Annotated in this window: 24 protein-coding genes; 9 read left to right on the top strand and 15 right to left on the bottom strand. The window is 63.6% G+C overall.

What is annotated here, in order from left to right; genetic code table 11:
* Nucleotides 1–1254 (bottom strand): NADH-ubiquinone oxidoreductase-F iron-sulfur binding region domain-containing protein, encoded by a 1254-nt coding sequence (locus AWC27_RS00540; protein WP_085668489.1) that lies wholly within the window; start codon nt 1252–1254, stop codon nt 1–3.
* 37 nt (nt 1255–1291) lie between these two features.
* On the opposite strand from AWC27_RS00540, the gene AWC27_RS00535 reads away from it, so the two are divergent.
* Nucleotides 1292–1735 (top strand): hypothetical protein, encoded by a 444-nt coding sequence (locus AWC27_RS00535; RefSeq protein ID WP_085668487.1) that lies wholly within the window; start codon nt 1292–1294, stop codon nt 1733–1735.
* Between the two features lie 5 nt (nt 1736–1740).
* On the opposite strand, the gene AWC27_RS00530 is transcribed toward AWC27_RS00535, so the two are convergent.
* The 4 genes from AWC27_RS00530 to AWC27_RS00515 are packed head-to-tail and all read right to left on the bottom strand — an operon-like array spanning nt 1741 to nt 5304.
* Nucleotides 1741–2607: an alpha/beta fold hydrolase gene (locus AWC27_RS00530; protein ID WP_085668800.1), complete on the bottom strand. Its 867-nt coding sequence runs from the start codon at nt 2605–2607 to the stop codon at nt 1741–1743.
* Nucleotides 2608–2624: 17 nt separating this feature from the next.
* A complete protein-coding gene (locus AWC27_RS00525; RefSeq protein WP_085668484.1) occupies nt 2625–3032 on the bottom strand; it encodes a Rieske (2Fe-2S) protein in 408 nt (135 codons plus the stop codon).
* A gap of 1 nt (nt 3033) precedes the next feature.
* Nucleotides 3034–4179, bottom strand: coding sequence for an amidohydrolase family protein (locus tag AWC27_RS00520; protein ID WP_085668482.1), 1146 nt, complete (start codon nt 4177–4179; stop codon nt 3034–3036).
* Between the two features lie 33 nt (nt 4180–4212).
* Nucleotides 4213–5304, bottom strand: a complete 1092-nt coding sequence (locus AWC27_RS00515) for an amidohydrolase family protein (RefSeq protein ID WP_085668798.1) — start codon at nt 5302–5304, stop codon at nt 4213–4215.
* Between the two features lie 415 nt (nt 5305–5719).
* Between AWC27_RS00515 and AWC27_RS00510 the strand changes: the two genes are divergently transcribed.
* Complete coding sequence (locus AWC27_RS00510) at nt 5720–7264, top strand: phospholipase C (protein ID WP_139836694.1); 1545 nt, start codon at nt 5720–5722, stop codon at nt 7262–7264.
* A 7-nt stretch (nt 7265–7271) separates the two neighbouring features.
* Here the strand turns inward: AWC27_RS00510 and AWC27_RS00505 are convergent, their stop codons facing one another.
* A complete protein-coding gene (locus tag AWC27_RS00505) occupies nt 7272–7652 on the bottom strand; it encodes a carboxymuconolactone decarboxylase family protein (RefSeq protein ID WP_085668480.1) in 381 nt (126 codons plus the stop codon).
* Nucleotides 7653–7738: 86 nt separating this feature from the next.
* Here AWC27_RS00505 and AWC27_RS00500 point away from each other — a divergent pair, with 86 nt between their 5' ends.
* The gene (locus AWC27_RS00500) at nt 7739–8383 is read left to right on the top strand and encodes a nitroreductase family protein (protein ID WP_085668478.1); all 645 of its coding nucleotides are present in this window, start codon (nt 7739–7741) and stop codon (nt 8381–8383) included.
* Nucleotides 8384–8394: 11 nt separating this feature from the next.
* Here the strand turns inward: AWC27_RS00500 and AWC27_RS00495 are convergent, their stop codons facing one another.
* The 3 genes from AWC27_RS00495 to AWC27_RS00485 form a co-directional block, all read right to left on the bottom strand.
* Nucleotides 8395–9945 carry a phospholipase C gene (locus AWC27_RS00495; protein ID WP_085668476.1) on the bottom strand — a complete coding sequence of 517 codons (1551 nt, stop codon included), beginning with the start codon at nt 9943–9945 and terminating at the stop codon, nt 8395–8397.
* Between the two features lie 96 nt (nt 9946–10041).
* Nucleotides 10042–11133 carry an NAD-dependent epimerase/dehydratase family protein gene (locus AWC27_RS00490; RefSeq protein ID WP_085668473.1) on the bottom strand — a complete coding sequence of 364 codons (1092 nt, stop codon included), beginning with the start codon at nt 11131–11133 and terminating at the stop codon, nt 10042–10044.
* A complete protein-coding gene (locus AWC27_RS00485) occupies nt 11130–11624 on the bottom strand; it encodes a nuclear transport factor 2 family protein (RefSeq protein ID WP_085668471.1) in 495 nt (164 codons plus the stop codon). The genes AWC27_RS00490 and AWC27_RS00485 overlap by 4 nt, the downstream gene beginning before the upstream one ends.
* A 120-nt stretch (nt 11625–11744) precedes the next feature.
* On the opposite strand from AWC27_RS00485, the gene AWC27_RS00480 reads away from it, so the two are divergent.
* Both AWC27_RS00480 and AWC27_RS00475 read left to right on the top strand, forming a co-directional pair.
* A complete protein-coding gene (locus tag AWC27_RS00480; protein WP_085668469.1) occupies nt 11745–12743 on the top strand; it encodes an acyl-CoA dehydrogenase family protein in 999 nt (332 codons plus the stop codon).
* Nucleotides 12727–13902 carry an acyl-CoA dehydrogenase family protein gene (locus AWC27_RS00475; protein ID WP_085668466.1) on the top strand — a complete coding sequence of 392 codons (1176 nt, stop codon included), beginning with the start codon at nt 12727–12729 and terminating at the stop codon, nt 13900–13902. The genes AWC27_RS00480 and AWC27_RS00475 overlap by 17 nt, the downstream gene beginning before the upstream one ends.
* A 78-nt stretch (nt 13903–13980) precedes the next feature.
* Here AWC27_RS00475 and AWC27_RS00470 read toward each other — a convergent pair whose 3' ends face one another.
* The 6 genes from AWC27_RS00470 to AWC27_RS00445 all read right to left on the bottom strand — a co-directional run bounded on the left by AWC27_RS00470 (nt 13981) and on the right by AWC27_RS00445 (nt 18409).
* The gene (locus tag AWC27_RS00470) at nt 13981–14604 is read right to left on the bottom strand and encodes a hypothetical protein (RefSeq protein ID WP_372516848.1); all 624 of its coding nucleotides are present in this window, start codon (nt 14602–14604) and stop codon (nt 13981–13983) included.
* Nucleotides 14601–15413, bottom strand: a complete 813-nt coding sequence (locus tag AWC27_RS00465) for a hypothetical protein (protein WP_085668464.1) — start codon at nt 15411–15413, stop codon at nt 14601–14603. The genes AWC27_RS00470 and AWC27_RS00465 overlap by 4 nt, the downstream gene beginning before the upstream one ends.
* 95 nt (nt 15414–15508) lie before the next feature.
* Nucleotides 15509–15952, bottom strand: coding sequence for a hypothetical protein (locus AWC27_RS00460; protein WP_085668462.1), 444 nt, complete (start codon nt 15950–15952; stop codon nt 15509–15511).
* Nucleotides 15953–16080: 128 nt separating this feature from the next.
* Nucleotides 16081–17457 carry a cytochrome P450 gene (locus tag AWC27_RS00455; RefSeq protein WP_085668461.1) on the bottom strand — a complete coding sequence of 459 codons (1377 nt, stop codon included), beginning with the start codon at nt 17455–17457 and terminating at the stop codon, nt 16081–16083.
* A 20-nt stretch (nt 17458–17477) separates the two neighbouring features.
* The gene (locus AWC27_RS00450) at nt 17478–17672 is read right to left on the bottom strand and encodes a ferredoxin (protein WP_085668459.1); all 195 of its coding nucleotides are present in this window, start codon (nt 17670–17672) and stop codon (nt 17478–17480) included.
* A gap of 23 nt (nt 17673–17695) precedes the next feature.
* Nucleotides 17696–18409, bottom strand: a complete 714-nt coding sequence (locus AWC27_RS00445) for an SDR family NAD(P)-dependent oxidoreductase (RefSeq protein WP_085668458.1) — start codon at nt 18407–18409, stop codon at nt 17696–17698.
* A gap of 298 nt (nt 18410–18707) precedes the next feature.
* Here AWC27_RS00445 and AWC27_RS00440 point away from each other — a divergent pair, with 298 nt between their 5' ends.
* The 4 genes from AWC27_RS00440 to AWC27_RS00425 all read left to right on the top strand — a co-directional run bounded on the left by AWC27_RS00440 (nt 18708) and on the right by AWC27_RS00425 (nt 23394).
* A complete protein-coding gene (locus AWC27_RS00440; RefSeq protein WP_085668456.1) occupies nt 18708–20225 on the top strand; it encodes an aldehyde dehydrogenase family protein in 1518 nt (505 codons plus the stop codon).
* Nucleotides 20222–21427: a CaiB/BaiF CoA transferase family protein gene (locus tag AWC27_RS00435; RefSeq protein WP_085668454.1), complete on the top strand. Its 1206-nt coding sequence runs from the start codon at nt 20222–20224 to the stop codon at nt 21425–21427. Before AWC27_RS00440 ends, AWC27_RS00435 begins: the two co-directional genes overlap by 4 nt.
* Before the next feature lie 287 nt (nt 21428–21714).
* Nucleotides 21715–22524: an MlaE family ABC transporter permease gene (locus AWC27_RS00430; protein WP_083111865.1), complete on the top strand. Its 810-nt coding sequence runs from the start codon at nt 21715–21717 to the stop codon at nt 22522–22524.
* 24 nt (nt 22525–22548) lie between these two features.
* Nucleotides 22549–23394, top strand: a complete 846-nt coding sequence (locus tag AWC27_RS00425) for an MlaE family ABC transporter permease (RefSeq protein ID WP_083111866.1) — start codon at nt 22549–22551, stop codon at nt 23392–23394.
* The last annotated feature ends 66 nt before the right edge of the window (nt 23395–23460 follow it).

Here is a 23460-nt window from a genome sequence, read left to right as displayed (position 1 = left end):
TCAGCTCACCGCCTGATAGGGACGGTCGGCGCGGAATGCGCCCCGGGTGCAATCCACGCATGTGCCGCCCAGATGACGGTCCACCTCGTGGGGGAACTGGTCGAGCAGGGTCGCCGCCACATTGGTGGCGGCGTCCAGCGTCGCGCACGCCCCACGTCCGCGCAATACCACCGACCATCGCCGCAGCCGACCGAGATCTTCTTGCGTCGCAACGAAATCCCGCAACGCCCCGGCAACCGCCGCCATCGCAGCGGTGCCGTTGAAGCAGGATCCGCACTGTCCGGCGTTTTCGCGGTCGAAGTACGCCAGCACCGACGCGGCGACCGCGACCGGGCACTCGTCGGTGATCACCGTGATCGCGCCGCATCCCAGACCGCTGCCGAGCCCGCGCATCGTCTCGTGATCCAGTGTGGTATCCAGCACCCGGCGATTCAGGAAGCCGGCGAAGTAGCCGCCCATCAGCGCGCCGCGCACCTGCTCGGACGAAACACCATGCAGCGAAAGTAATTCGGTGAACGGCAGGCCGTGCGGGAGTTCATACAGAACGGGCGACCTGTTCGCTCCGGTGATGGTGGCCAAAAAAGTTCCCGGCGAAAGCGCCGTTCCCTGCGAGCGAAATGCGGTCGCACCGTGGCGCTGCACGTAGGGCACATTCGCCAGGGTCTCGACATTGCTGACCAATGTCGGTCGTCCGCCCACCCCCGATTCGAAGGGGCGCGGCGGCTTGTCGGTCGGCTTGGCGGGGCCTCCGTCGATGGCACGTACGGCCGCCGTCTCCTCGCCGGCCACGTAGCCCGGCTCGACGGTCCGCAGCTCGACAGCGACGCCGAGGATGGCGCGGTCCAATTCGCCGAGCGCAGCTTCGACACTGTGCGCCGAATCCGAGTTGGAGACATAGACATACGCGCGTTCGGCGCCGACGATAGCCGCGGCCAATCGTAACCCGTCCAGCACAAGGTGCGGCCGGTTGCGCAACAGCCAGCGGTCTTTCACCGACGCCGGCTCGCCCTCTTCGCCATTCGCGACGACGACAGCCCCGTTGGCGGCGAGGCCGTTGTCCCGTACCGCCCGCAGCTTCACCCCTAACGGAAACGCAGCACCGCCACGACCGGCCAGTCCGCTGGCTTCGACTTCCCGCAGGAGCTCATCGGCATCGCGAAGTGGTCGGTATTCGGGGACGTCGCGTTCGGTCAGCAGCCGGGGAGCACAGCCCGACCAGGCGACGGTCCGGAATGCGGTATCGGTGGCTTCCATCGATCAGCCTGTCTCGGTTGCAGTTAGGCTAGCCCGCATGCGGACTGCGGTGGTGCGGGTCAACGTCGACCCGACGCGTGTACTCAGTCCCGGACAGCTACGCGAGGGCATGGCTGCACTCCAGGCACTGGACGCCGATGTGGTCAACGGCGATCCCGGCCGCGAGCTGGAACTGCTCATCGAAACCGATGACGTCGAATCGGCGAAGCGAGCCGCAATCGAGCTGTGCGGCAAAGCGTTCAACACCAGTCCGTTGACGGGTGTAGTCACTTTCGTGAGCCGGGGAACCGACGACGATGCGCGCGGTGTCCTTTCCGCATTCGGGCTCAGCGGCGAAATCCGTCGCGAGACAGGCGATGACGGTTTCGACATCGTTTATGTGACGCTGCGCGAAGACGACATCGATCGCGTACCGGAAAGCCGGATTCACACGGCGCTCGAAGCGTCGCTCAACTGTGAGGTCCACATTCGCACCCGTTAACCGCATCACGACCCCAGGAATTCGAGGATCGCCGGAGCGGCCTGGACCCAGGTGTCGAACATATTGAAGTGCTTCACCTTCCCCGCCGCGCGCTCTTCGCTGGCGCGCTCCCACGCGTCCTCCGGCCAGGGCGGGTCGATCAGCGTCGACCCCTTTATCAGGCAGCTGACCTCCAGCGACGTGCGCTTCGGATGGTCCCAGTCGTTCTCGCCGCCGCGGATGATCAACGTGGGAACCTTGATTCGGTCGAACATTTCGTCCTCGACGCCGGGAATGGTTTGTCCTGGCTTGGATACGAATGCGTTGAGCCAGCGCAGCATCACCGTCAGGAACTCGTCGCGGTCCAAGTCGAGGAAACGCTGTTTGTTGTTCGGGTTGTCCTCGATGCGTTCACGCCACTCGGGCATCTTCATCACGCCGTCGATTCCGGTTCCGCGTGCCGCGAGAATGCTCGGCACCACGTAGTAGGAACCCAGCACGAACGTGCCGTAGATGCCGCCGACGATGTTCCACACCACGAGTTTCTCGACGAGCTCGGGGTAGAGCATGGTAGTGAGCATGGAATCCCTTGCGCCACCGGACCCGCCGGCCAGAATGCACCGCTGGACTCCGAGCTCGCCCAGCAGGCCGTGCAGGGTCTCGGCCCGCATATGCGATTCGCTTTGCCCGTAGAACTGCACATCGGAGGAACCGCAATTCGGCCGGTCCCACAACAGCGTGCGGTAGCCGCCGTCGACAAGGGCCTGCGCCAATGGCCGTAGACCCGGGACGTCCTTGCTGAACCGGCCACCCGGCGTCATGGCGATGAGATCGCCCGAGTTGCCGAGGATTTCGTAGACCACCTTGCCGCCGTTCACCTCGACCGAAGACACGCGATTCTCCTGTAGTGTCACGCCATCACCAGCACGTCTTTGCCCACGACACGGACCGGGTAGGTGCGGATACTCCATTCGGGTTTGACCGCCGTCGTTCCCGTCGCGAGTTCGAAACCCCATTGGTGCCAAGGGCAGTAGATGTATTCCAGATCGCGAACCATGACGGCGTCGCCAGGCGCGCTCTCGTCGACTATCGTGCGGCCACGGGCACGGCCCGAGCACAGCGGACCTCCTTGGTGCGGGCAGTAGTTGGCGATGGCATAAAAGGTGCCGTTGACGTTGTACACGCCCACCCCATGGCGTCCGATCGGTACGAGTTTATGTGTGCCCGGCGGGATTTCGTCCACCGTTGCGACGACATGCTCGCGGCCCTGAGCTAGGCGGGGCCGCTCAACCGTCGCCCCCTCGTCTGCGGAAGCCAACTCAGTGAACCCGGACTTGACCCTCGAGTACCGGAACGGTCTCCGGCAGGTGATAAGTCGCGATGCCGTTGCGGAACATCACGGCTTCGCGCGCTGCCTTGGGCAAGTGCTTGACCAGCCATCGCGGGTCGTCGAACGTCCAGTGCGGATAGTCCGAGGAGTACAGCAGGATCTTGTCGCACTCCATCCACTCCAGCGCGCGGGTCAACTCGGTCTTGTCTTCGGGGTAGTCCAGCGGTTGGGTGGTGAACTTGATGTGCTCCTTGACGTACTCCGACGGCTTGCGCTTGATCTCCAACCGGTGTTTGCGGGCCGCGTAAATTGCGTCCATGCGCCACATCAGCGGCAGAATCCAGGTGAACGCGTGCTCGACGAAGACGATCCGCAGCGTCGGGAACCGGTCGAAGACACCGTCGAAGATCAGGCTCATCACCTGGTTGGCGGCCAGTAGCGAGTACGTCACCATGAAGTCGTGGTTGTAGCTGGGGAAACCCACCGGCGGCGTCGGCAACATCTCGTAATTGCTGCGCGACAGGTGACAGCTCACCGTGATGTCGTGCTTGGTGGCTGCCTTCCACACCGGGTCGTACCTTGGATGGCCCCAGGACGGCCGCGGCTCGGCCTTGATCAGCACCTGCGCCATATAGGGGTGTCCCGCCCACTCCTCGATCTCGCGGGCAGCGCCCTCGGGTTCCTCGACCGCCGCGCAGATCGAGCCGCGCCAGCGCTGGTGCCAGTTGTTGTGGCTGTCCAGCCAGTGGTTGGCCTGCCAGTGATTGAGAGCGGTCGAATACGCTTGGTGGGCTTCGGGAATGCGCGGCGTGCGGCCGCCGGGCTCCAGGATCGCGATGTCGGATCCCGCTTCCATGATCAGCTGGCGAAACGCCATATCCGGGTCGCTGCCGGGGAATTCGCCATCGGGCGGGAAGGTGTCCACGCGCATGGCAAAGCTGTGCGCGTAATCAGGAGCGTCGTAGTAGATCAGCTCGCCTACCCGGTGGTCGAGGAAGAACTTGCTGCGCCACGGCTCCGGGATGTACTGCGTGATCTCACCGCGCTTGGGCACCGGGTGGACATCTGAATCGACACACCGCACGGCTATGCGTTCGGCAGCGGGAACGCGTTCTTGCATATGAGTCAGCGTCATCGTGATCTCCCTTGCTCACTGTCCATTCTGCGACTAGCTAGTTGCCAGGTCGACCGAAATGTCGATCCCGTAGAGCTTGGCCGCATTGCGCCAGCAGACCTTTTCGCGCTGTTCGGTGGACAGCGCTTTGGGTAGCTTGCTGATGTCAGCGCACTGCCAGTGCGGGTAGCTGGATCCGAACATCACCATGTCGTCCTTGCCGGTGAAGCCGAACCACTCTCCGGCGAACTCGGTGTCGCCGGGTCCGTCCATCGCGCCCTGGATGAAATACACGTGCCCGGGCAGGTAGTCGCTGGGTATCCGCGGCGCCCAAGGCGTCTGCTCCAGGTGTGGTCGGCCGAAGGTGTCCATCCGCCAGATGAACGGCGTCACGAAGTCTGCCGCGCCGTCGGCCCAGACGAATTTCAGCGTGGGAAAGCGCTCGAATACCCCTTCGGCGATCATGTTCATCAGGTGATACAGGTAGTTCAGCGCCATGAAGCTCACGTACTGCTCGTAGGTCAGCGTGTGCCCGGACGGCGTGGGCGGAAAACCGATGCCTTCGCCGGACTCGATGTGCACGGCCACCGGCAGGTTCGCTTCGGCGGCGGCTTCCCATAGCGGCCAGAATTGCGGCTTGCCGTACAACTCCCGGGACTGCAATGGCACGCCAATCTGGACCACCCGCGGATGCTCACGCCACTTCTCGACCTCCCGCAGTGCCCCCGCGATGTCGTCAGGGTTCACCCGCACGGTGCCGCGGAACCGGTCGCCGAACTCGTCGTGCTCGAGCCAGCGTGACACCATCATCTCGTTGTGCGCCGCATGTAGCGCGCTGCCGAGGTGCCGGTCCGGCATGATGCCGCGGCCCATCGGATGCAGTACCGCTACGTCGACGCCGCGATTCGAAAACAGTTCATTGCCAACGAATTCGGGATCCGAACCGGGATAGGCGCGGTCGGGCCCCTCGGTGTTCGGTGCGTACTCACTGCCCGGCGCTCCGTACCAGTCCATCTCGTAGTCAGGGAACCCGCGGCTCTTGAACGGCTCGCGCAGGAAGGAGCGCAAGTCTTTGTTGGACGGAAAGAAGATGTGCACGCTGGCGTCGATGACTGGCGTACGAGTTCCGTCAGCATGTTCGATCACGAAAGCCACCCTCCGGCTTTCGGCAGCCCGCCAACTGCGAAGGCGAGGCCGTCCGGGCCATATGATAGATAATCTAACATTCTCGTGGGCCGCCAATCAACGGATCTCCGGTAAGCATTTCGGTTAATCATTTTCCCTGATGACAATGGGTTTTTACGACCTAGATGCAAGTGTAGTTCTTCTATCCGGATAATAGCATTCTCGACGTTTGCGCGGTGCCGGCCGCCCGCGCCGTCTCGCCGGCCGCCGCCGCAATCCGGCGCAGCTAACAGTGGCAAGAACGCACGCCGGGCGGGGCTGGACAAGTCCCGGGTGACACGCCGTTGCCCCTGCGGGTTTGATCACGAAGGCCGCTTTATCGTGACCGGGTATTTGACCAGGAAGGCGGTCCGTGGCCGACAGCAAATTCCGCAGCATCCCACGCCGAGAATTTCTGGCCAAACTAAGCGGCGCCGGTGCCGCGGCATTCTTGATGGACTGGGCCGGCCCGGTAATCGAAAAGGCATACGGTGCTGGGCCGTGCCAAGGGCATTTGAGCGATATCGAGCACATCGTCTTGTTGATGCAGGAAAACCGGTCATTCGATCACTACTTCGGCACGCTGTCAGGCACCCGCGGGTTCGGCGACCCCACTCCGCCGGTAGTGTTCTCGCAACCGGGGTGGAATCCGCAGACGCAATCGCTTGACCCTGCCGGAAATACCTTGCCATTCCGTCTGGACACGACCCGGGGCCCATTTCTCAACGGCGAGTGTGTCAACGACCCCGACCACCAATGGATCGCGATCCACAATTCGTGGAACGGCGGCGCCAACAATGGTTGGCTGCCGGCACAGGCGGCGACCCGGTCGGTTGCCGACACACCCGCAACCATCGGCTACTACACCCGCAAAGACATCCCTGTTCACTACATGCTGGCCGACACATTCACGATCTGCGATGGGTACCACTGCTCGGTCTTGAGCGGCACCTTGCCCAACCGGCTGTACTGGCTCAGCGCCAACATCGACCCCGCCGGCACCAACGGAGGGCCGGTGCTGGTCGAGCCGGGCTTCGCGCCGGCGGCGAACTACAGCTGGCGCATCATGCCGCAAAACCTCGAAGAAGCCGGCGTGAGCTGGAAGGTGTACCAGGACAAGAGCACTGGGCCACTCATCAACTCGCCGTTCTCCGACAACGGGCTGGTCCAGAGTTTCATGCAGGCCCAGAATCCGAGGTCGAACCTGGCCCGCTACGGCATCGCCCCGGCGTACCCAAGAGACTTCGCCGACGACGTGAAAGCGAATAGACTTCCGGCGGTCTCCTGGCTGATTCCGCCGTTCCTCGAGTCCGAGCATCCGGCGTTTCCGGTGAACGTCGGCGCCATCGCAATTGTGAAGGCACTCAAGATTTTGCTCTCCAATCCGGCCGTGTGGGAAAAGTCGGTGCTGATCATCAGCTACGACGAAAACGGCGGCTTCTTCGACCATGTGGTACCGCCGACGGCGCCGCCGGGGACGCAAGGCGAATACATCACCGTGCCCGACATCAACGCCGTAGCCGGCTCGGGTGGTATTCGCGGGCCGATCGGTCTGGGTATCCGCGTTCCGTGCATTCTTATGTCGCCGTACACCCGCGGCCCGCTCATGGTGCATGACACGTTCGATCACACCTCACAGCTGAAGTTGATCCGGGCGCGGTTCGGCGTTCCGGTGCCCAACCTGACTCCCTGGCGCGACGGCGTGGTCGGCGATATGACATCGGCCTTCAACTTCGCCGTCCCGGCGAATCCAGCGGCGCCCAAGCTTGACAATCCCTTACTGGGAGCATTAGCCAAACTGCCGCAATGCGTACCGAACGCGTTGCTGGGGAACATTGCGAATTCATACCATTCGCCATTTCCCTATCGGGTGCCCTATCCGCAGTCGATGCCCGGTCAGGAAACCACGCCTGCTCGTGGGATCCCCAGCGGTCCCTGTTGATGAAGAGCTAGCCGTTGTCGAGTTCGGCGAAGATCTCGCCGGCGGTGCGGAAGCTGTCGACAGCGGCCGGCACGCCGGCGTAGATGGCAACCTGCAGGAAGACCTCGCGGATCTCCTCGCGAGTGACGCCGTTGGTCAGCGCCGCCCTGATGTGGGTGCGCAATTCGTGTGGCCGGTTGAGGACCGAGGTCATGGCCAGATTGAGCATGCTGCGCGTCTTTCGGGTCAGGCCCTCTCGTCCCCATACCGCGCCCCAGCAGTATTCGGTGACGAGATCCTGTAGGGGGCCGGTGAATTCGTCGGCCTGGGCGATCGCCTTGTCGACGTATTCCTTGCCCAGAACTTCGGAGCGGATCTGTCGTCCCCGCTGGTATGTTTCGCTGTCCATAGCAAGGAGTTTAGAGTCGTCAACGACGACCAACGAATTAGCTTGCCGGAAACGGGAATTGCCTTACCGACAGGAAGCAGGGATTCATGACAGGCGCAACCAGAGACGTGTGGGAGGTGATGTCGACCGCTCGCACGATCCGGCGCTTCACCGACAAGCCGGTGGACGACGCCACCCTGGCGCGCTGCCTGGAAGCGGCCACCTGGGCCCCTTCCGGCGCCAACGCACAAGCCTGGCGTTTCGTGGTGTTGAGGTCGCCGCAACAGCGCGCCGCGGTGGCCAAGGCCGCGGCCCAGGCGCTAGGGGTGATCGAGCCGGTTTACGGCATGAGCCGGCCCGGCGCGGACGACCACAGCCGCCGGGCCCGTACCTACCGCGCGACTTACGAATTACATGACCGGGCAGGAGAATTCACCTCGGTGCTCTTCGCGCAACAGCACTACCAGACGGCCTCCGAGCTGTTGCTGGGCGGATCGATTTTCCCCGCGATGCAGAATTTTCTGCTGGCCGCCCGCGCGCAAGGCCTGGGTGCCTGCATGACGAGCTGGGCCTCGTATGGGGGAGAACGACTGCTGCGCGAAGCCGTCGGCGTACCCGAGGACTGGATGCTTGCCGGACACATCGTGGTCGGGTGGCCGAAGGGCAAGCACGGTCGCGTTCGTCGCCGCCCGGTAGCCGACGCGGTGAACCTCGACTATTGGGACCAGCCGGGCTCGGGGTTATTCGTTTGAGGGCGCGGGTTTCAGCAGGGACCGCTGGGAATTCCTCTGGCCGGCGTGAGCTCCTGGGCGGGCATCGTCTGCGGATAGGGAACCCGGTAAGGAGGATTCAGCCGAAAGATTCCCGTCACCGCTTCCAGCCCGAGCCCGCATTGCGCCAGTGCCGACAACACACGGGGCCGAGTCAGGTTGACCTGCGACGGATTTGGTGGGACGGCGAAGTTGAAAGTCGATGACATATCGCCGGTCACGCTGCGGCGCCACGCGCTCAGGTTAGGTACCGGTACGCCGAACCGGCGCTCGATCAATCGAAGTTGTGAGGTGTGATCGAACACGTCATGAACCATCAGCCCGCCGCGGCTGTACGGCGAGATGACCAAACACGGGACGCGATAGCCCAAGCCGATCGGTCCGCGGATGCCACCGGAAGCCCCCACGGTGTCGATGTCAGGTACCGTGACGTACTCGCCTGGCGTTCCCGGCGGCGCGGTTGGGGGCACCACGTGGTCGAAGTAGCCGCCGTTTTCGTCATAGCTGATGATCAGTGCGGTCTTTTCCCACACCGCCGGATTGGAAAGCAGGATCCGCATCGTATCCAGCATCGCGACGGCGCCGCCCGCGTTGGGCATCGCGGAGTGTTCGGACTCGATGAAGTTGGGAATCAGCCAGGAGACCTTCGGTAGCCGATTGGCTTTCACGTCGGCAGCGAAGTCGCGGGGGTAGGTCGGAGCGATGCCGAATCGGGCCAATTCCGAACGCGGATCCCCGGCCTGCTTGAACCACTGCATGATCTGGTCATAGCCCACGTAGTTGTTGACGGCGGGCCCTAATATCTTGTCGCTGTATATCTTCCAGCTAACCCCGGCATCGCTGAGGTTTTGCGGCATGGTGCGCCAGCTGTATTTTCCGATGGGTGAGTTTTTGACGGTTTCCAACAGCGGACCGCCGTCGGTACCGTCGGGATCGAGCCAGGCGCTCAGCCAGTACAGCCGGTTGGGAAATGTTGGACCCAATACCGAGCAATGGTATTTGTCGCAGACCGTGAACGTATCGGCCAGCAGGAAATGAACTGGAAGATCTTGGCGCGTATGGTATCCCATGGTCACGGGAGTGTTGGCCACCGAGCGCGATCGTGCTTGCGCCGGCAGCCAATTGTCACAGGCCCCGCCGTTCCAGGACAGGTGCATCGTGACCCAATCGTGGTCGGGGTCGTTGATGCAGGCGCCGTTGAGCAACGGGGGCCTGGTGGTGTCGAAGCGATAGGGAATGGTAACGCCGGCCGGGTCCAGCGACTGGGTCTGCGGGTTCCAGCCCTTTTGCGCAAACAAGGGGGACGCGGTGCTGAACCCGTCGATGCTGGAGAGCGTGCCGAAATAGTGGTCGAACGACCTGTTCTCCTGCATCAACAGCACGATGTGCTCGATGTCGGTCAAATGTCCCGAGCACGGGCCCGCGCCGTAAGCCTTTTCGATCACTGGCCCGGCCAACGACATAAGGGCCCCGGTGCTGGTGGCGGCAGCGAGTCTGGCCAGAAATTCCCGGCGCGACATATTGTCGACCGCGCTTTTGCTCATCACCACCCAACTTCATGCGCAATTCGGGCAACTGTATCTTTACGCGAGGGTCAATTGCGCAATGCTCAGTGGCGTGTCGACGCCAATGCCGAGCCCTCAGCCGGCGGTGGACGCCAGCGCCTCGGAACCGAACTTTTCGCCGATGAATGCCCACGGGTCGGCGTAAGGTCCGCGGTGCTCGCATCGCCGCTGCACGGCAAGCAATGCGCGCATCACCGGGCGGATCACCGGACCCAGTGCCATGAGCAGCGTTCGGCGCCGGCCCATCGAGTCGGCAACCCAGGCAAGGGTTTCCGGCCAGTCGTGTTCTTGGTAGTCGAGCAGCGCCTGGGATTGCGCGGTGTCGAACCAGCCGGTGAACGCCCAGCCCCGCTCGTCGTCGGGATTGCCGGGCAGGCCGGCAGAGGGTCCGAGCCGGCCGATGCCGACCGCGGCCATCACGTCGTCCTGCAGGTCGCTCATCAGATGCACGTTGGATTCGTTGCCGGCGATCACGAGCACCTTGCCGGCAACGGCGTCGCGGCGCTCGACGGCGTTGGCGAAGGCAAGCGCGACATCGCGCGCGTCGGTTGCGTGCATGCGGTTGTCGGCTGGAGTGGCCCGCATCAGTACCAGGTAATCACCGTCGAGGGTCGTCGCACCGTCCGGGGAGACGATCGCGGCAAGCCGCAATATGGCGTAAGGCAGACCGCTTTCAATGATGGCCGCTTCGGCCAGGACCTTGTCTTCGCCGTACTGGTCGATCGGGTTCACCGGAGTTTCTCCGGTGATGCGTTCCGGACGGCGGTAAGGATTGCGCGAGCCGTAGACCGCCGCACTGGAGGCGAACACGAAAAGCGGTGCCGCAGTGAGCTTCTGTGCTGCCGTGACCAGGTTTCGGGTGCCGTCCACATTGACGCGGCGGGCCAGCCGGGGGTTGCGGTATGAAGGCGGGGCGACGATCGCCGCTAGGTGCACGATCGCGCTGGGTCGATGACGTCGCACTACGTCGGCGACGGCGGGTTCGTCGAGCAGGTCGATGAATTCCGGGATCAGCGCGGTTTGTGCCATGGCCCCAGCGGTGGTCGCCGAAGCGTCGGTGCGCAGATCGATGGCGATTACCGTGTGGCCGCGGTGTAGCAGGATCTGCACGCAACGCTTCCCGACTTGTCCGAAAGCGCCTGTGACAAGCACTGTTTGACTTTTCATGAGCCGAGCCTGCGTGCCACGGCGGCGCCCAGGTCCCGCAACCGTGGTGAAAGACGAACGGAGAAAAGCGGATTGACGATGTCTTCGCGCAGCCTGGTCAGCGTGGATGTCTCGATCAGCCACCGGCCGTCGAGCTTCTGGTAGGTCTCGTGGTAGTGACCGCGCCCGTGCAGATTGATGCCGGGGGCCAAGCGCACTACATCCTCGAGCGCCCATATCCCCGTCGCGCTCCTCGGCGATGTCATTGCTATCTCTGGAGCGTGCACCTGATGCACGGTGGGTTGCTTGCCCAGTGCGTTGCGAACGAAGGCAACGAACTCGTCGGCGCCGGCGATCCGCTTGCCGCCCGACGGCGAGGTGTCACTCACGAAGTCGTCGGTGAACAGCTGACGCCAGTCATCCCAGCGCTTGGTGTCCAGGTAGCGACAGTATCGGGCCTTGAGCTGCTTGATCTCCTCGATCTCGCACAGCGTGGTCGCGGCATCCACCATTAGGTCCTTACCTGATCGGACTGCACCCCATAGCCCATTTCCGAGATTACTGCTTCCGCATCAGAGAATGTTATTCTCGCTTGCTATCGACGACGTTGTCCAGTGGGAGGCGGCCCCGCGATGCTGTTGGAGTTCGATGCCGATCAACGGCTGTGGCAGGACACGGTGCGCGATGTGGTCACCAAGCAGTGCCCGCCGTCACTGGTCCGCAGTGTGGCCGAGGACGGCGTCGACTCCGACCCGCTCTGGAAGGCCTACGTCGACCTAGGTTGGACAGAGCTCAGCGACCCGGCCAGCGCGGTGGAGCTGGCCATCGTGTTCGAAGCCCTAGGGCATGCCACCGATCCCACCCCGTTCCTGGCGACCATGAGCCAGTTCGCGCCCTTGGCCGGGGACCGCTTCGACCCACACCAGTCGGGCACCGCGGTGTACAGCGGAGTGACGGCTCGCCGTGCCGCCGACGGTTGGGTGCTCGATGGCACGGCACGTCATGTTCTGGACGGCGATCGTGCCGACCGGCTGGCGGTGGTCACCGAGGCCGGGGTCTTCCTCGTCGAGGCCCCTCAGGTGTCGACTCGACGTGAATCGGTGTTCGACCCGGTGCTGCATGTCGCGGATCTGTCGTTCGACGCAGTCCGGATCCCCGACAGCTCGCGGCTATCCGCCGACGCGGAGCGCGCGAGCCATATTGCGTTGACTGGCATGGCAATCCACATGGTCGGTGCCTGCCAGCGCATCCTCGATCTGGTACTCGAACATGTCCGGAGCCGGCATCAGTTCGGGGTGCCGATCGGCTCGTTCCAGGCGGTGCAACACAAGGCCGCGGACATGCACATCGCCGTGGAGCGCGCTCGCGCACTTGCCTATTTCGCGGCGTTGACCATCGCCGCCGACGATCCGCGCCGCCGGCTGGCCGCCGCCATGGCCAAGGCTTCGGCGGGGGAGTGTCAGTCGCTGGTATTCCGCCACGGCATCCAACTGCACGGCGCAATGGGATTCACTTGGGAGAACGATCTGCAGTTCGCTCTGAAGCGGGCCAAAGCCGGTGAGTTGATGCTCGGGGGTGCCGCACAGCATCGAGCCCGGATCGCCGAGGAGTACCGTGCAGCTGACTTTTGATTCCGAGGTCGAGGAGTTCCGTGCGGAGTTCTCGGCGTTTCTCGACGAAAACCTGCCGCCCGCAAGCGAAACGCAGGAGCGTCCGCGGTCGGTGTCGCACATGCCGGCGTGGGCGCGCCGCTGGCAGCGGTTGCTGTTCGAAAACGGCTGGCTATTGCCCAGTCAGCCACCGGAATTCGGCGGGCGCAACGCAACGGTGTTACAGCAGTTCGTGTACCTCGAAGAGCTCAGCCGCCGGCGGATTTATCACAGCTTCAATCCGCAAGGCGTGAATATCGTTGCGGCGTCGTTGTTGTCGTTCGGCAGCGACGAGCAGAAACATCGGTGGGCGGTGCCGATCCTGCGCGCTGAGATCACCGCTTCGCTCGGGATGAGCGAGCCGAGCGCGGGTTCCGACTTGGCGTCATTGCGTACCCGGGCCGTCCTCGAGGGCGACCACTTCGTGGTCAACGGGCAGAAGGTGTGGACCTCGGGCGCACACGACGCCGATGTGCTGTTGACCTTTGTGCGTACCGATCCCGATGCGCCAAAGCACAAGGGCATCAGCGTATTACTGATCCCGACCGATACCGAAGGCGTGGTACGCCGGCCCTTCCCGTCCATCTGCTCGGCCGACGACCTGGACTTCAACGAAGTGTTCTTCACCGATGTTCGGGTGCCGGCGGAAAACCTGGTGGGCTCGCTCAACGGCGGGTGGCGCGTGGCCAACGGATCCCTTGGTCACGAACGCACGATGATGTGGCTGGGTTTCGCCGACCGGCTGGACAACGTGATCGCCGATTTCCGGCCGGCCACCGAGCTGGAACGCGACCACTATGCGACCACGATCATGGACAAGCAGGCCTTGCGGCTGTTGGGCTCGGTGGCCCTAGCACGCGCCTCCCGTGGCGAAGACGACGTCGCCGCCGTCTCGGTGCTCAAGCTGCTCGGTTCCGAAGCGGAACTGCGTGCGTTTGAGCAAGCCCTGTCGGCCGCCGGGCCCGACGGGCTGGTTAGTCCCGCGCTGACCGGGCCGTACGCGCCGATGAACCTGGACCACTACTTCGCCAGCTGGTTCGAGCGTTACGCCAGAAGCTTTTCCGGCACCATCGCGGGGGGAACCTCGGAGATCCAGCGCAATATCATCGCCCAGCGGGTGCTGGGATTGCCGCGCGGCTAGCGAACGTGCGGCCAGCTTCACGTTGGGCGGCTCACGTGAAGCCAGCTTCACGCTCGGCACTGAAACGCTACCGAGGTCCTAGACCGGGTCGAACTTGGTGATCAGCCAGGTGCCATTGATACGTGTCATGCTCACCCGGACGCTGCTCGCCGACATGGAGGGGTCGGGCTTGTCTTTGCTTGTGGTGGTCTGATTGACGAACACCAGGACGACGGCCGAATCCGGGTGTAACTCCGACACTGCGGCCCCGACAATGTGAGCGGTGGTTTTCAACGACTTCTGCTTGGCCGCCGGAGCCACGATCTGCTCGGTGAATTGGTTGTAGTACGACAGGAAATCCCCGGAAAGGTGCGCCTTGGCGGTCGCGAAGTCCTTGTCGAGCGATTCGGGTGAATATGAGAGCAGCGCAACCGTTCCCTCGGAGGCCGCGCTGACGACCACCCGGGCTACGCCGGGATCGGTCCGTCGGTTTGGCTGATAGCGCTCAAAGTACAGCCACGTCGCCACACCGGCGGATGTCAGCAGCAGGAGTATCAGAGTCGCAGGAACGACCTTCACTTTGCGTAGCGTGCGTGATCGGTCCCGCGGCTCGCGTTTGGTTCGTTTGGCGGCCTCTGCGGCCTCTGCGGCCTCTGCGGCCTCTGCGGCCTCTGCGGTATCGGTGGTTTCGATGTCGTGGGTTTCATCCCTTTCACCGGTCACGGAACGAACTCCAATTTCGACATCTTGTACTGTCCGCCTTCTTCAGTCACGGTTACCCGCAGGCGCCACACACGCGGCTCGTCCTTGGCGCCAGCGGCATTAGTGATCGACGATGTCGCCGCGACCAAAACCGACGCGGAATGCTCGTCCATGGATTCGACGGCCGCCGCATTGATCGTTCCCTGCGTGACCACTTTGGACTGCTCGACCACCGTCACGAAATCGTTTGCACGCTGCGCGAAGTCGTCCCTGAACTGGCCGGTGGAGCTGTCCAGTAGCCGCTGGACGTCCTCCTTGGCCCTGTGGAAGTCCAAGGACGCCATGTTGACTACGCCCTGCTTGGCCCCGGCGATGAAGTTCGCAGCGCGTTGGCTTCGCTCGGTGGCGTTGCGGTCTTGCCACAACATGTATCCGCTGGCGCCAACAAATGCGCAGATGAGGATTATCGCGGCCACTTTGGAAATCGGTAACGGTGACAACAACCGGCTTGCGGCCCTGCGCCACTTCGGCCGCTGGGATTCCGGTGCCGCAGCTTCGAAGCGTTCCTGGCTTTCATGGGCGGCTTCCTCGTGGGTCTCCGAATCGGACTCTTCGACATCGGGGCCTTGTTCGTCGGGGGGCTTGGCCTCAGCGCTCTCGGCGGATTCGGCCTGCACTTCGCGCCGTAGCCGGGCGACACGGGCACGCGCGCGGGCGGCGGCGGCCAATGCTTCGGCTTCGGCGGCTTCTGCCTCGGCTTCCTCCAGCAACGCCATCGCCTCGGCTTGCGATATGGCCGAGTCATCTGGCGGCGGCTTCGCGTCACCCACTGCGATTCACGCCCGTCACCATCATCACTGCAGGAGAGTCGCTGCCGAAAGGGTCTCGCACGGGAATTCGTCCCCGCAGAGGAAGGCGTTCGCGGCTACCATCGCACGAGCGTGAAGGGATAAGTGTCGGTGCCCCCTGGGCCGCCGCCACACCCGGTGTCGTACGTGGTGACCAGTTCGCCGCTCAATGTCACCGCATCCCACGAATAGACGTCATGCGAGGGAAAAAACTGCACCACGCAGCGCACGCCATCTGGCACATCGACGGTCATGGTGTAGCGGCCATTGGACAGGTACGCGTCCTCTTTGTAGGGCGCCGCTTGCCCGTTGGGTTGCGGTACTCCTTGGATGGTCAGGCATCCCGGTGCGCGAGAAACGCACGGCCGAATCGCCCAAATCCAGTTGTGGCCGCGATCCCGGTCCGTGTTCGCCGTGTAGTTGCCAATCTGCATGTCCGCACGGGCGGTCGGCGTGAGAGTCAGCGCGGCCACGGCAAGCCCAAGGGTCACTGCCACGGTCTTCACCGACGCGTCTCCCATCTGTCGTACGCGCGCTCGGACTGAATATAAAGCGCGGCCACGCTGCACAGGCCTACTCTGAAAAATCGCGCGCGTCAACGGGCCCGCTAACGGGTGGCTCAGTCGGATGGTGGTTACCCCGATCGCCACTAGTCGATGACCGCCGCTTCCTTGCGCTCGGTGACGGGGCGGGCGAGTTCTTGCTCGTCGCAAATGCGTTGCAGCTTGTTCAGGGTCTCCTCGAGCCCGGCGCCGACCCGGCGGCCAGGGGTGAACGTGGCCGGAAGTTTGCGCATGCCCTGGATGACGCCGATGGTCTCGTAGTGCACGGCGCCATCGGGATCGCAGCGATAATCGGGCATTCGGTCGAGCACCGCGGTCAGCATCGACTTGAACACGGTGCGGGCCACGTTCGATCCGATACACCGGTGCACGCCGATGCCGAAACTGAAGTGCCGGTTGCCCTTACGATCGAGGACGACCTCATCCGGCTCGTGGAACACCGCGGGATCACGATTGGCCATCGCCCACGAAATCCAAAGCCGCTCACCCTCTTTGAATTGCGTGCCGTTGAGCGCGACGTCGTCGGAGAATGTTCGGCCATCACCTGGTGCCGGGGTGAAGAAGCGCAGGAATTCTTCGGTCGCGGGGTCAAGCAGCGCGTCGCGGTACTGCCGCAGCCGCTCGCGTTCATCCGGGTGCTCGGAAAGCCATTCCAGCGAATGAGCGGTCAGCGCGGTCGTTGTGTCGAAGCCGCCGCCGATGACGAGCCCGAGATTCCCGAGGATCTCCAGATCGGGTGCGGGCTGGTCGTCAATGCGCATCTGCACCAGGGCATTGACGATGCCGGGACGCGGGTTTTCGCGAATCTCGATCATGTTGTTGACCATGTCGAGGCCCATCTGGCGGTGCATCTCGGTCACCCGCTGGATGTCGGGGGAGTGTTCCGGGGTGTAGACCGCGGCGTGGACCGGCTCGCTGTACATGTTCCACTTGTTCAGCGGGATGCCCAGCATCGCCAGGGTCAGCACGGCGGGCACGATATTGGCCAGATCGTCGACGAAGTCGATGTGACCGTCCTCGATCTTCTCGTTGAGGCAGGCCCGGGTCACGTCGTCGATGAACGGCTCCCAGCGCTTGACCGCCGCCGGTGACAGATACGGGTTGAGCACCGTCCGGTAGGTGCGATGTTCGGGGTCGTCCATTTCCAGGATGCCGCCCCGCACCACACTGACCCGGCTGGCGGTGGGAATCGAAATGCCTTTGTAGCCGCGGCGTTCGCCGTGGATGTCGTGGTCGTTGGAGACCGCCGGGCAGCGGGCGAGCTCGAACACTTCGTTGCTGCCGGCCGCGACCCAGTGTCCGCCGTAGGTGTCGGTCCACGCGATCGGGCACTGGGCGTGCATCTCCTCGGTGATCGTCTTGAACTGCGACCGGTATTCGGCGGTGTGCCGATCGAAGTGATACCGATTCTTCTTCCGATCGCTGTCGCCGTCTTTATCGCCGACGACGTCATTCACCCTCAAAGTGCCGTCTCCCCTTGGTGTTAGTCGGTCAAGATGATGGCCTGCTCCGGGCAGGATTGGGCAGCCTCCCTGACCTGGTCCAGCTGGTCGTCGGGAACGACTTCGCGCACGGCCGACGAGCTGCCGTCAATGTCGCTGAGCTGAAAGGAATTTGGCGCAATCATCGAGCACAGGGTGTGCCCCTGGCAGCGTTCGGGATCAACCCAGACCTTCATCGTTGCACTCTCCTTAAGGCCTCTCAGGTGTTGCGGCCGCCGTTGACGCCCAGGATCTGGCCGGTGATGTAGCCGGCCTCCTCGGACACCAGGAAGGCGCAAGCGGCGGCGATGTCTTCGGGCTTGCCCATCCGGCGCACCGGCGTCCTGGCGATGTTCTGCTCGACATCGCCGAGGAACCCTTGCGTCTCGGCGTTGCGCAGCATCGGGGTGTCGATGAAGCCCGGCGGGACTGCGTTTACCGTGATGCCGCTGGGCCCGTACTCGAGTGCCAGCGACTTGGTAAGTCCGTTGACCGCGGACTTTGCGGCCACATAGTGCGCCATGTACGGCTGGCCCGAATGGGCGCTGGACGACGAGATATTGACGATCCGTCCCCAACCGGCCTCCACCATGTCGGGCAGCACCGCCTGAATCGCGTGGAAAGTTCCGTTGAGGTTGACATCCAAAACGCGCTGCCATTCCTCGAACGTGAGGTTGCCGAACCGCTTGAACCCATCCAGACCGGCGGCGTTCACCAGGATCGTGACCGGACCCAGCCGGTCGTGGATAGCGGACAAAGCGGCGTCGATCTGCGAACGATCGGTTACGTCGGCGGTATAGGCGAGCTCGGCGTCGGAGGGTCGGAGATCGATGGTGGCCACGTCGATGCCGTCTTTTTGCAGGCGCTGCGCGACGGCTTGCCCGATGCCAGATCCGCCACCGGTCACTAGCGCGGTTTTCGGGGCGGTCTTCAAGCGGTCTTCACCTGCTCAGCACCCAAGCCCTTCTTCGCTAGTCGATCTCGTTCTTTAAGAACCATGATTGCAATTATGAGAATGCTACTCTCACGCCAGAACGGCGTGCAAGCTAAGGGCGAAACCGTGCGCGGCCTGCATAGAGAGGCTTCGCCGGGGTGCCGCTGAGCGATTGCTTAGCTGCTCAGCGGGCCTATAGGGTCCGGACGCTTTCTTGAATTCTCTAGGCTCGAATGTAAGATTCGCCTGATATGAGAATGAAATTATCGTGACCGTCACCACACCAGGGGGCCCCACCATGCCAGCGCAGGACACGGCGGAGACCGTCCGGGTGCCAATCGTCGGCGCGCAGGCGTCACGGGCCGACCGCCGGCTGCTGATCGACGGCCGACTGGTTACGACCGAGAAGACGTTCCCGTCGATCAACCCCGCCACCGGCGCCATCCTGGGGCACGCTCCGGATGCAGGCGTCGGTGAGGCCGAGCAGGCGATCGCCGCTGCCCGGCGCGCCTTCGACACGATCAGCTGGCCGACCGACGTCGAGCAGCGGATCCGTTGCCTCGATCAGCTGCATCGGGCGCTGCTCGACCACGCCGAGGAGTTGCGCGACCTGACCATCGCCGAAGTCGGCGCCACCCGTGCCCTGACCCAGGGCGCCCAGCTCGACGAACCGATCGGCATCGTCAGGTTCTACGCCGACCTGCTGCGCAGCTATCAGTTCTCCGAAGATTTGGGCAACCGAGAATCGCGCGGCATGCAGCATCATCGCTGGGTCGAGAAGGAAGCTGCCGGCGTGGTGGCGGCCATCATCGCCTACAACTATCCGAACCAACTCGCGCTGGCCAAGCTGGCCCCGGCGCTGGCCGCCGGCTGCACGGTGGTGCTCAAAGGCGCGCCGGACACCCCGCTGATCACCCTGGCGCTGGGTGAGTTGATCGCCAACCACACCGATATCCCGGCCGGTGTGGTGAACGTGCTGACTTCGTCGGATGCCGCGTCGGGCGAGGCGCTGACCACCAGCCCCGACGTCGACGTGGTGACCTTCACCGGGTCAACGGCGGTCGGCCGCAAAATCATGGCCGCGGCCAGCGACACCGTCAAACGCGTCTTCCTGGAATTGGGCGGCAAGTCGGCAGTGATCATGCTCGACGACGCCGACTTCGCCACCGCCACCATGTTCGCGGCGTTCAGCATGGTCACCCACGCCGGTCAGGGCTGCGCGCTGACATCGCGGCTGCTGGTGCCCAAGGCGCACCACGACGAAATCGTCGAGTTGATCGCGCAGCACTTCGCCCATGTCCGCTACGGCGACCCGGCCGATCCGAAAACCTACATGGGACCGCTGATCAACGAGCGCCAGCGGGACAAGGTGGACGGCATGGTCCAGCGGGCCGTCGCCGCCGGGGCCACCTTGGTGACCGGGGGCAAGCGCCTGGACCCCGGCTTCTTCTATGCACCCACCCTGCTCACCAACGTCGATCCCGACAGCGAGATCGCGCAGGACGAAGTGTTTGGGCCGGTGCTGGTAGTCATCGGCTTCGATGATGACGACGACGCAGTGCGAATCGCCAACAATTCGATCTACGGACTGGCCGGTGCGGTCTTCAGCCGCGACCAGGATCGGGCCCTGGCCGTAGCGCGCCGGATCCGCGCCGGATCGTTTTCCGTCAACGGCGGCAACTACTTCGGCGCCGACAGCCCGTTCGGCGGATTCAAGCAGTCGGGGGTGGGCCGCGAGATGGGTGTCGCCGGACTCGAAGAGTTCCTGGAACGCAAGACTTTTGCCGTGCCGGTGATAGGGGGAGCCCAAGCGTGAAACCGCTCGAAGGCATCCGGGTGCTGGAAGTCGCCATGTACGGGTTCGTCCCGTCGGCGGGCGCCGTGCTGGTCGAATGGGGCGCCGATGTAGTCAAGGTCGAGCACGCGGTCACCGGTGATCCCCAACGCGGGCTGCGCCAGACCGGCATGCTGCGGGTCGAGGGCGACCCCAACCCCAACATCGAGCACGCCAACCGCGGCAAGCGCAGCATCGGACTGGACATGTCGGTGCCCGAGGGCAGGGAAGTGCTCTACGCACTCGCCCGCACCGCGGACGTGTTCCTGACCAGCTTTCTGCCCGACCACCGGCAGAAGTTCGGCATCGACGTCGATGACATCCGCGCGGTCAACCCTTCGATCATCTACGCGCGCGGCAGTGCCCTGGGCCCCCGCGGCGCGGAGTCAGTCAAGGGCGGCTACGACATGACCGCCTTCTGGTGCCGTGCGGGCACCGCGGCCACCATCACGCCGATGGGTTACGAGGGGATGATCAACCCACCCGGCCCGGCCTACGGCGACACCATCTCGGGCACCAACCTTGCCGGCGGGATCGCGGCGGCCCTCCTCAAGCGGGAGCGCACCGGCGAACCGTCCGTCGTCGACGTGTCCCTGCTCGGCAGCGGACTGTGGTCGCTCGGCCACACTGTGGCATTGACCAAACACCTTGGTCAATTGATGCAAGCGCCGCCGCCGGGCATCCATGGATCGCCGGTCAACCCCTTGGTGGGCGTGTACCCGACATCGGACAACCGCTACATCTCCTTGGTGATGATGCAGCCCGGCAAGTTCTGGGCCGACGTGTGCCGTCATATAGACCGGCCCGAACTGATCGACGATCCACGCTTTGCCGACGCGGAAGCCATTGCCGCGAATACGGCAGATGCCGTGGAGATCTTGACCAAAGTGATCGCAACCCGCACGCTTGCCGAGTGGAGCGAACGCTTTGCGACGCTCGCGGGACCTTGGGCGCCGGTGCAGGACACCTTGCAAGCGGCCGACGACGCACAGATCAGAGCGAACGAATATTTGGTTCGCGCAGGCGAACTCGAGCTTGTCGCCAACCCCGTGCAGTTCGATGTCACCGCGCCGCAGACCGGTCCCGCGCCTGGATTCGCCGAGCAGACAGACGAAATTCTGTTGGAACTAGGGCTGGATTGGGATCGCATCATCGAACTCAAGACCGCCGGCGCGGTCACCTAGGGCCGGGTGCGACTAGGAAATGTCGGAAATGTCTGCCCAGGCCGCTGATAACGGTTATGCGTTTTTCATTCCCCCTGGACGCGGCATGAGTCATAATCGCCAAGCGCTTCAAGACTCGCGGGCTCGGGCGGTCCACACGGCCTGGAAGTGCCAACTCACGCAAGAGAACGGAGGGCCGGCGTGAGGAGAAAAACCGTTTCGAAGCCGAGATGCCGTAATTCGGAAGGTGTTTCGCTTCGGGGCGGTGCGAAGGTCTGGGCTGACGATGCCGACTGGGGCTGACGCCGATGGCGAATAAAAACCCGAATCGCTGGTCGCCGGGAGTGTCCCTGCCTGGGAATCTCTCCGGGGCAATGCAGGCGGTCGGCGGCCTGTTTGCGATGTCGGCAGATGCGATCAGGTTCCTGTTTCGCCGGCCGTTCCAGACGCGAGAGTTCTTCGAGCAGTCCTGGTTTGTCGCCCGCGTCTCGCTGGTGCCCACGTTGTTGGTGGCGATTCCGTTTACGGTTCTCGTGAGCTTCACGCTCAACATCTTGTTGCGCGAACTCGGCGCTGCGGACCTCAGTGGTGCCGGAGCGGCTTTCGGCGCGGTCACCCAGGTCGGACCGTTGGTGACGGTGTTGATTGTGGCCGGTGCCGGAGCCACGGCGATGTGCGCGGACTTGGGTTCGCGCACGATCCGCGAAGAGATCGACGCGATGGAAGTGCTGGGTATCAATCCGGTTCAGCGTTTGGTGACGCCACGCATGCTGGCCGCCGGATTGGTTGCTCTGTTACTGAACAGCTTGGTGGTCATCATCGGCATTCTGGGCGGATACATCTTCTCGGTCTTCGTTCAAGACGTGAACCCGGGCGCGTTCGCGGCGGGCATCACGTTATTGACCGGCGTTCCGGAGATGATCATTTCGTGTGTCAAGGCAGCGCTTTTCGGTCTTATCGCCGGGTTGGTGGCGTGCTATCGCGGGCTCACGGTGTCGGGTGGGGGTGCCAAGGCGGTCGGCAACGCGGTGAACGAAACCGTGGTGTTCGCGTTCATGTCGCTGATGGTCGTCAATGTGGTTGTCACTGCTATCGGTATCCGGTTCTCGACCAAGTAGCGCGAAGGAGGTGCAAGGCAAGCTATGGGACTGCGCGTGGCCTATCCGCGTCTGACGCGACAAGCCCAGAAGCCGGTGGCCACCTTGAGCCGAATCGGCGATCACACGCTGTTCTACGGCAAAGCGCTGGGCGGGATACCATTCGCGGTCACTCACTATAGGCGCGAGATCATCCGTCTCATCGCCGAAATCAGCATGGGCGCGGGGACTTTGGCGATGATCGGCGGGACGCTGGCGATTGTCGGGTTCATGACGCTCGCCGCGGGCGGCACGCTGGCGGTCCAGGGATACAGCTCACTGGGCAATATCGGCATCGAGGCACTGACCGGATTCCTTTCCGCCTTCATCAACGTTCGCATCGCAGCGCCGATCGTCGCGGGAATCGGTTTGGCAGCCACCTTCGGTGCCGGTGTCACAGCTCAATTGGGCGCCATGCGCATCAACGAAGAAATCGACGCCCTGGAATCGATGGCGATCCGGCCGATCTCGTATCTCGTCAGTACCCGGATCATGGCCGGAATGTTGGCGATCACGCCCTTGTACAGCATCGCCGTCGTCCTGTCGTTTCTGGCTAGCCAGTTCATCACCACAATGCTCTTCGGCCAGTCAAGCGGCTTGTATAACCACTACTTCACCACGTTCTTGAACCCGATCGACTTGCTGTGGTCGTTCCTGCAAGCCATCGCGATGGCGATCACGATCCTGTTGATCCATACGTACTTCGGCTTTTTCGCCTCGGGCGGACCAGCCGGCGTGGGGGTCGCGACCGGTAACGCGGTGCGGACTTCGCTGATCGTGGTCGTGTCAGTGATACTCCTGGTTTCGCTGGCCGTCTACGGCTCCAACGGAAACTTCAACCTGTCCGGCTAGCGAAAGGTGGTGAAAGGAAAGTGACGCGCGACTTCGGCCCCCGGCCCGTCCACCAGTCTGAAACCA

Origin of the sequence: Mycobacterium szulgai, from assembly GCF_002116635.1 — a bacterium.
GTDB lineage: Bacteria > Actinomycetota > Actinomycetes > Mycobacteriales > Mycobacteriaceae > Mycobacterium > Mycobacterium szulgai.
The sequence above is the reverse complement of the archived record's forward strand: the minus strand, read 5'-3'. Positions and strand labels throughout refer to the sequence as shown.

Bases quoted from the DNA above. Each gene is read 5' to 3' on its own strand.
- AWC27_RS00460 (WP_085668462.1), bottom strand. From the start codon at position 15,952: ATGGGAGACGCGTCGGTGAAGACCGTGGCAGTGACCCTTGGGCTTGCC.
- AWC27_RS00485 (WP_085668471.1), bottom strand. From the start codon at position 11,624: ATGGTGGATGCCGCGACCACGCTGTGCGAGATCGAGGAGATCAAGCAG.
- AWC27_RS00430 (WP_083111865.1), top strand. From the start codon at position 21,715: ATGGCGAATAAAAACCCGAATCGCTGGTCGCCGGGAGTGTCCCTGCCT.
- AWC27_RS00505 (WP_085668480.1), bottom strand. From the start codon at position 7,652: ATGGACAGCGAAACATACCAGCGGGGACGACAGATCCGCTCCGAAGTT.
- AWC27_RS00490 (WP_085668473.1), bottom strand. From the start codon at position 11,133: ATGAAAAGTCAAACAGTGCTTGTCACAGGCGCTTTCGGACAAGTCGGG.
- AWC27_RS00480 (WP_085668469.1), top strand. From the start codon at position 11,745: ATGCTGTTGGAGTTCGATGCCGATCAACGGCTGTGGCAGGACACGGTG.
- AWC27_RS00450 (WP_085668459.1), bottom strand. From the start codon at position 17,672: ATGAAGGTCTGGGTTGATCCCGAACGCTGCCAGGGGCACACCCTGTGC.
- AWC27_RS00500 (WP_085668478.1), top strand. From the start codon at position 7,739: ATGACAGGCGCAACCAGAGACGTGTGGGAGGTGATGTCGACCGCTCGC.
- AWC27_RS00495 (WP_085668476.1), bottom strand. From the start codon at position 9,945: ATGAGCAAAAGCGCGGTCGACAATATGTCGCGCCGGGAATTTCTGGCC.
- AWC27_RS00440 (WP_085668456.1), top strand. From the start codon at position 18,708: ATGCCAGCGCAGGACACGGCGGAGACCGTCCGGGTGCCAATCGTCGGC.
- AWC27_RS00535 (WP_085668487.1), top strand. From the start codon at position 1,292: ATGCGGACTGCGGTGGTGCGGGTCAACGTCGACCCGACGCGTGTACTC.
- AWC27_RS00425 (WP_083111866.1), top strand. From the start codon at position 22,549: ATGGGACTGCGCGTGGCCTATCCGCGTCTGACGCGACAAGCCCAGAAG.
- AWC27_RS00540 (WP_085668489.1), bottom strand. From the start codon at position 1,254: ATGGAAGCCACCGATACCGCATTCCGGACCGTCGCCTGGTCGGGCTGT.
- AWC27_RS00520 (WP_085668482.1), bottom strand. From the start codon at position 4,179: ATGACGCTGACTCATATGCAAGAACGCGTTCCCGCTGCCGAACGCATA.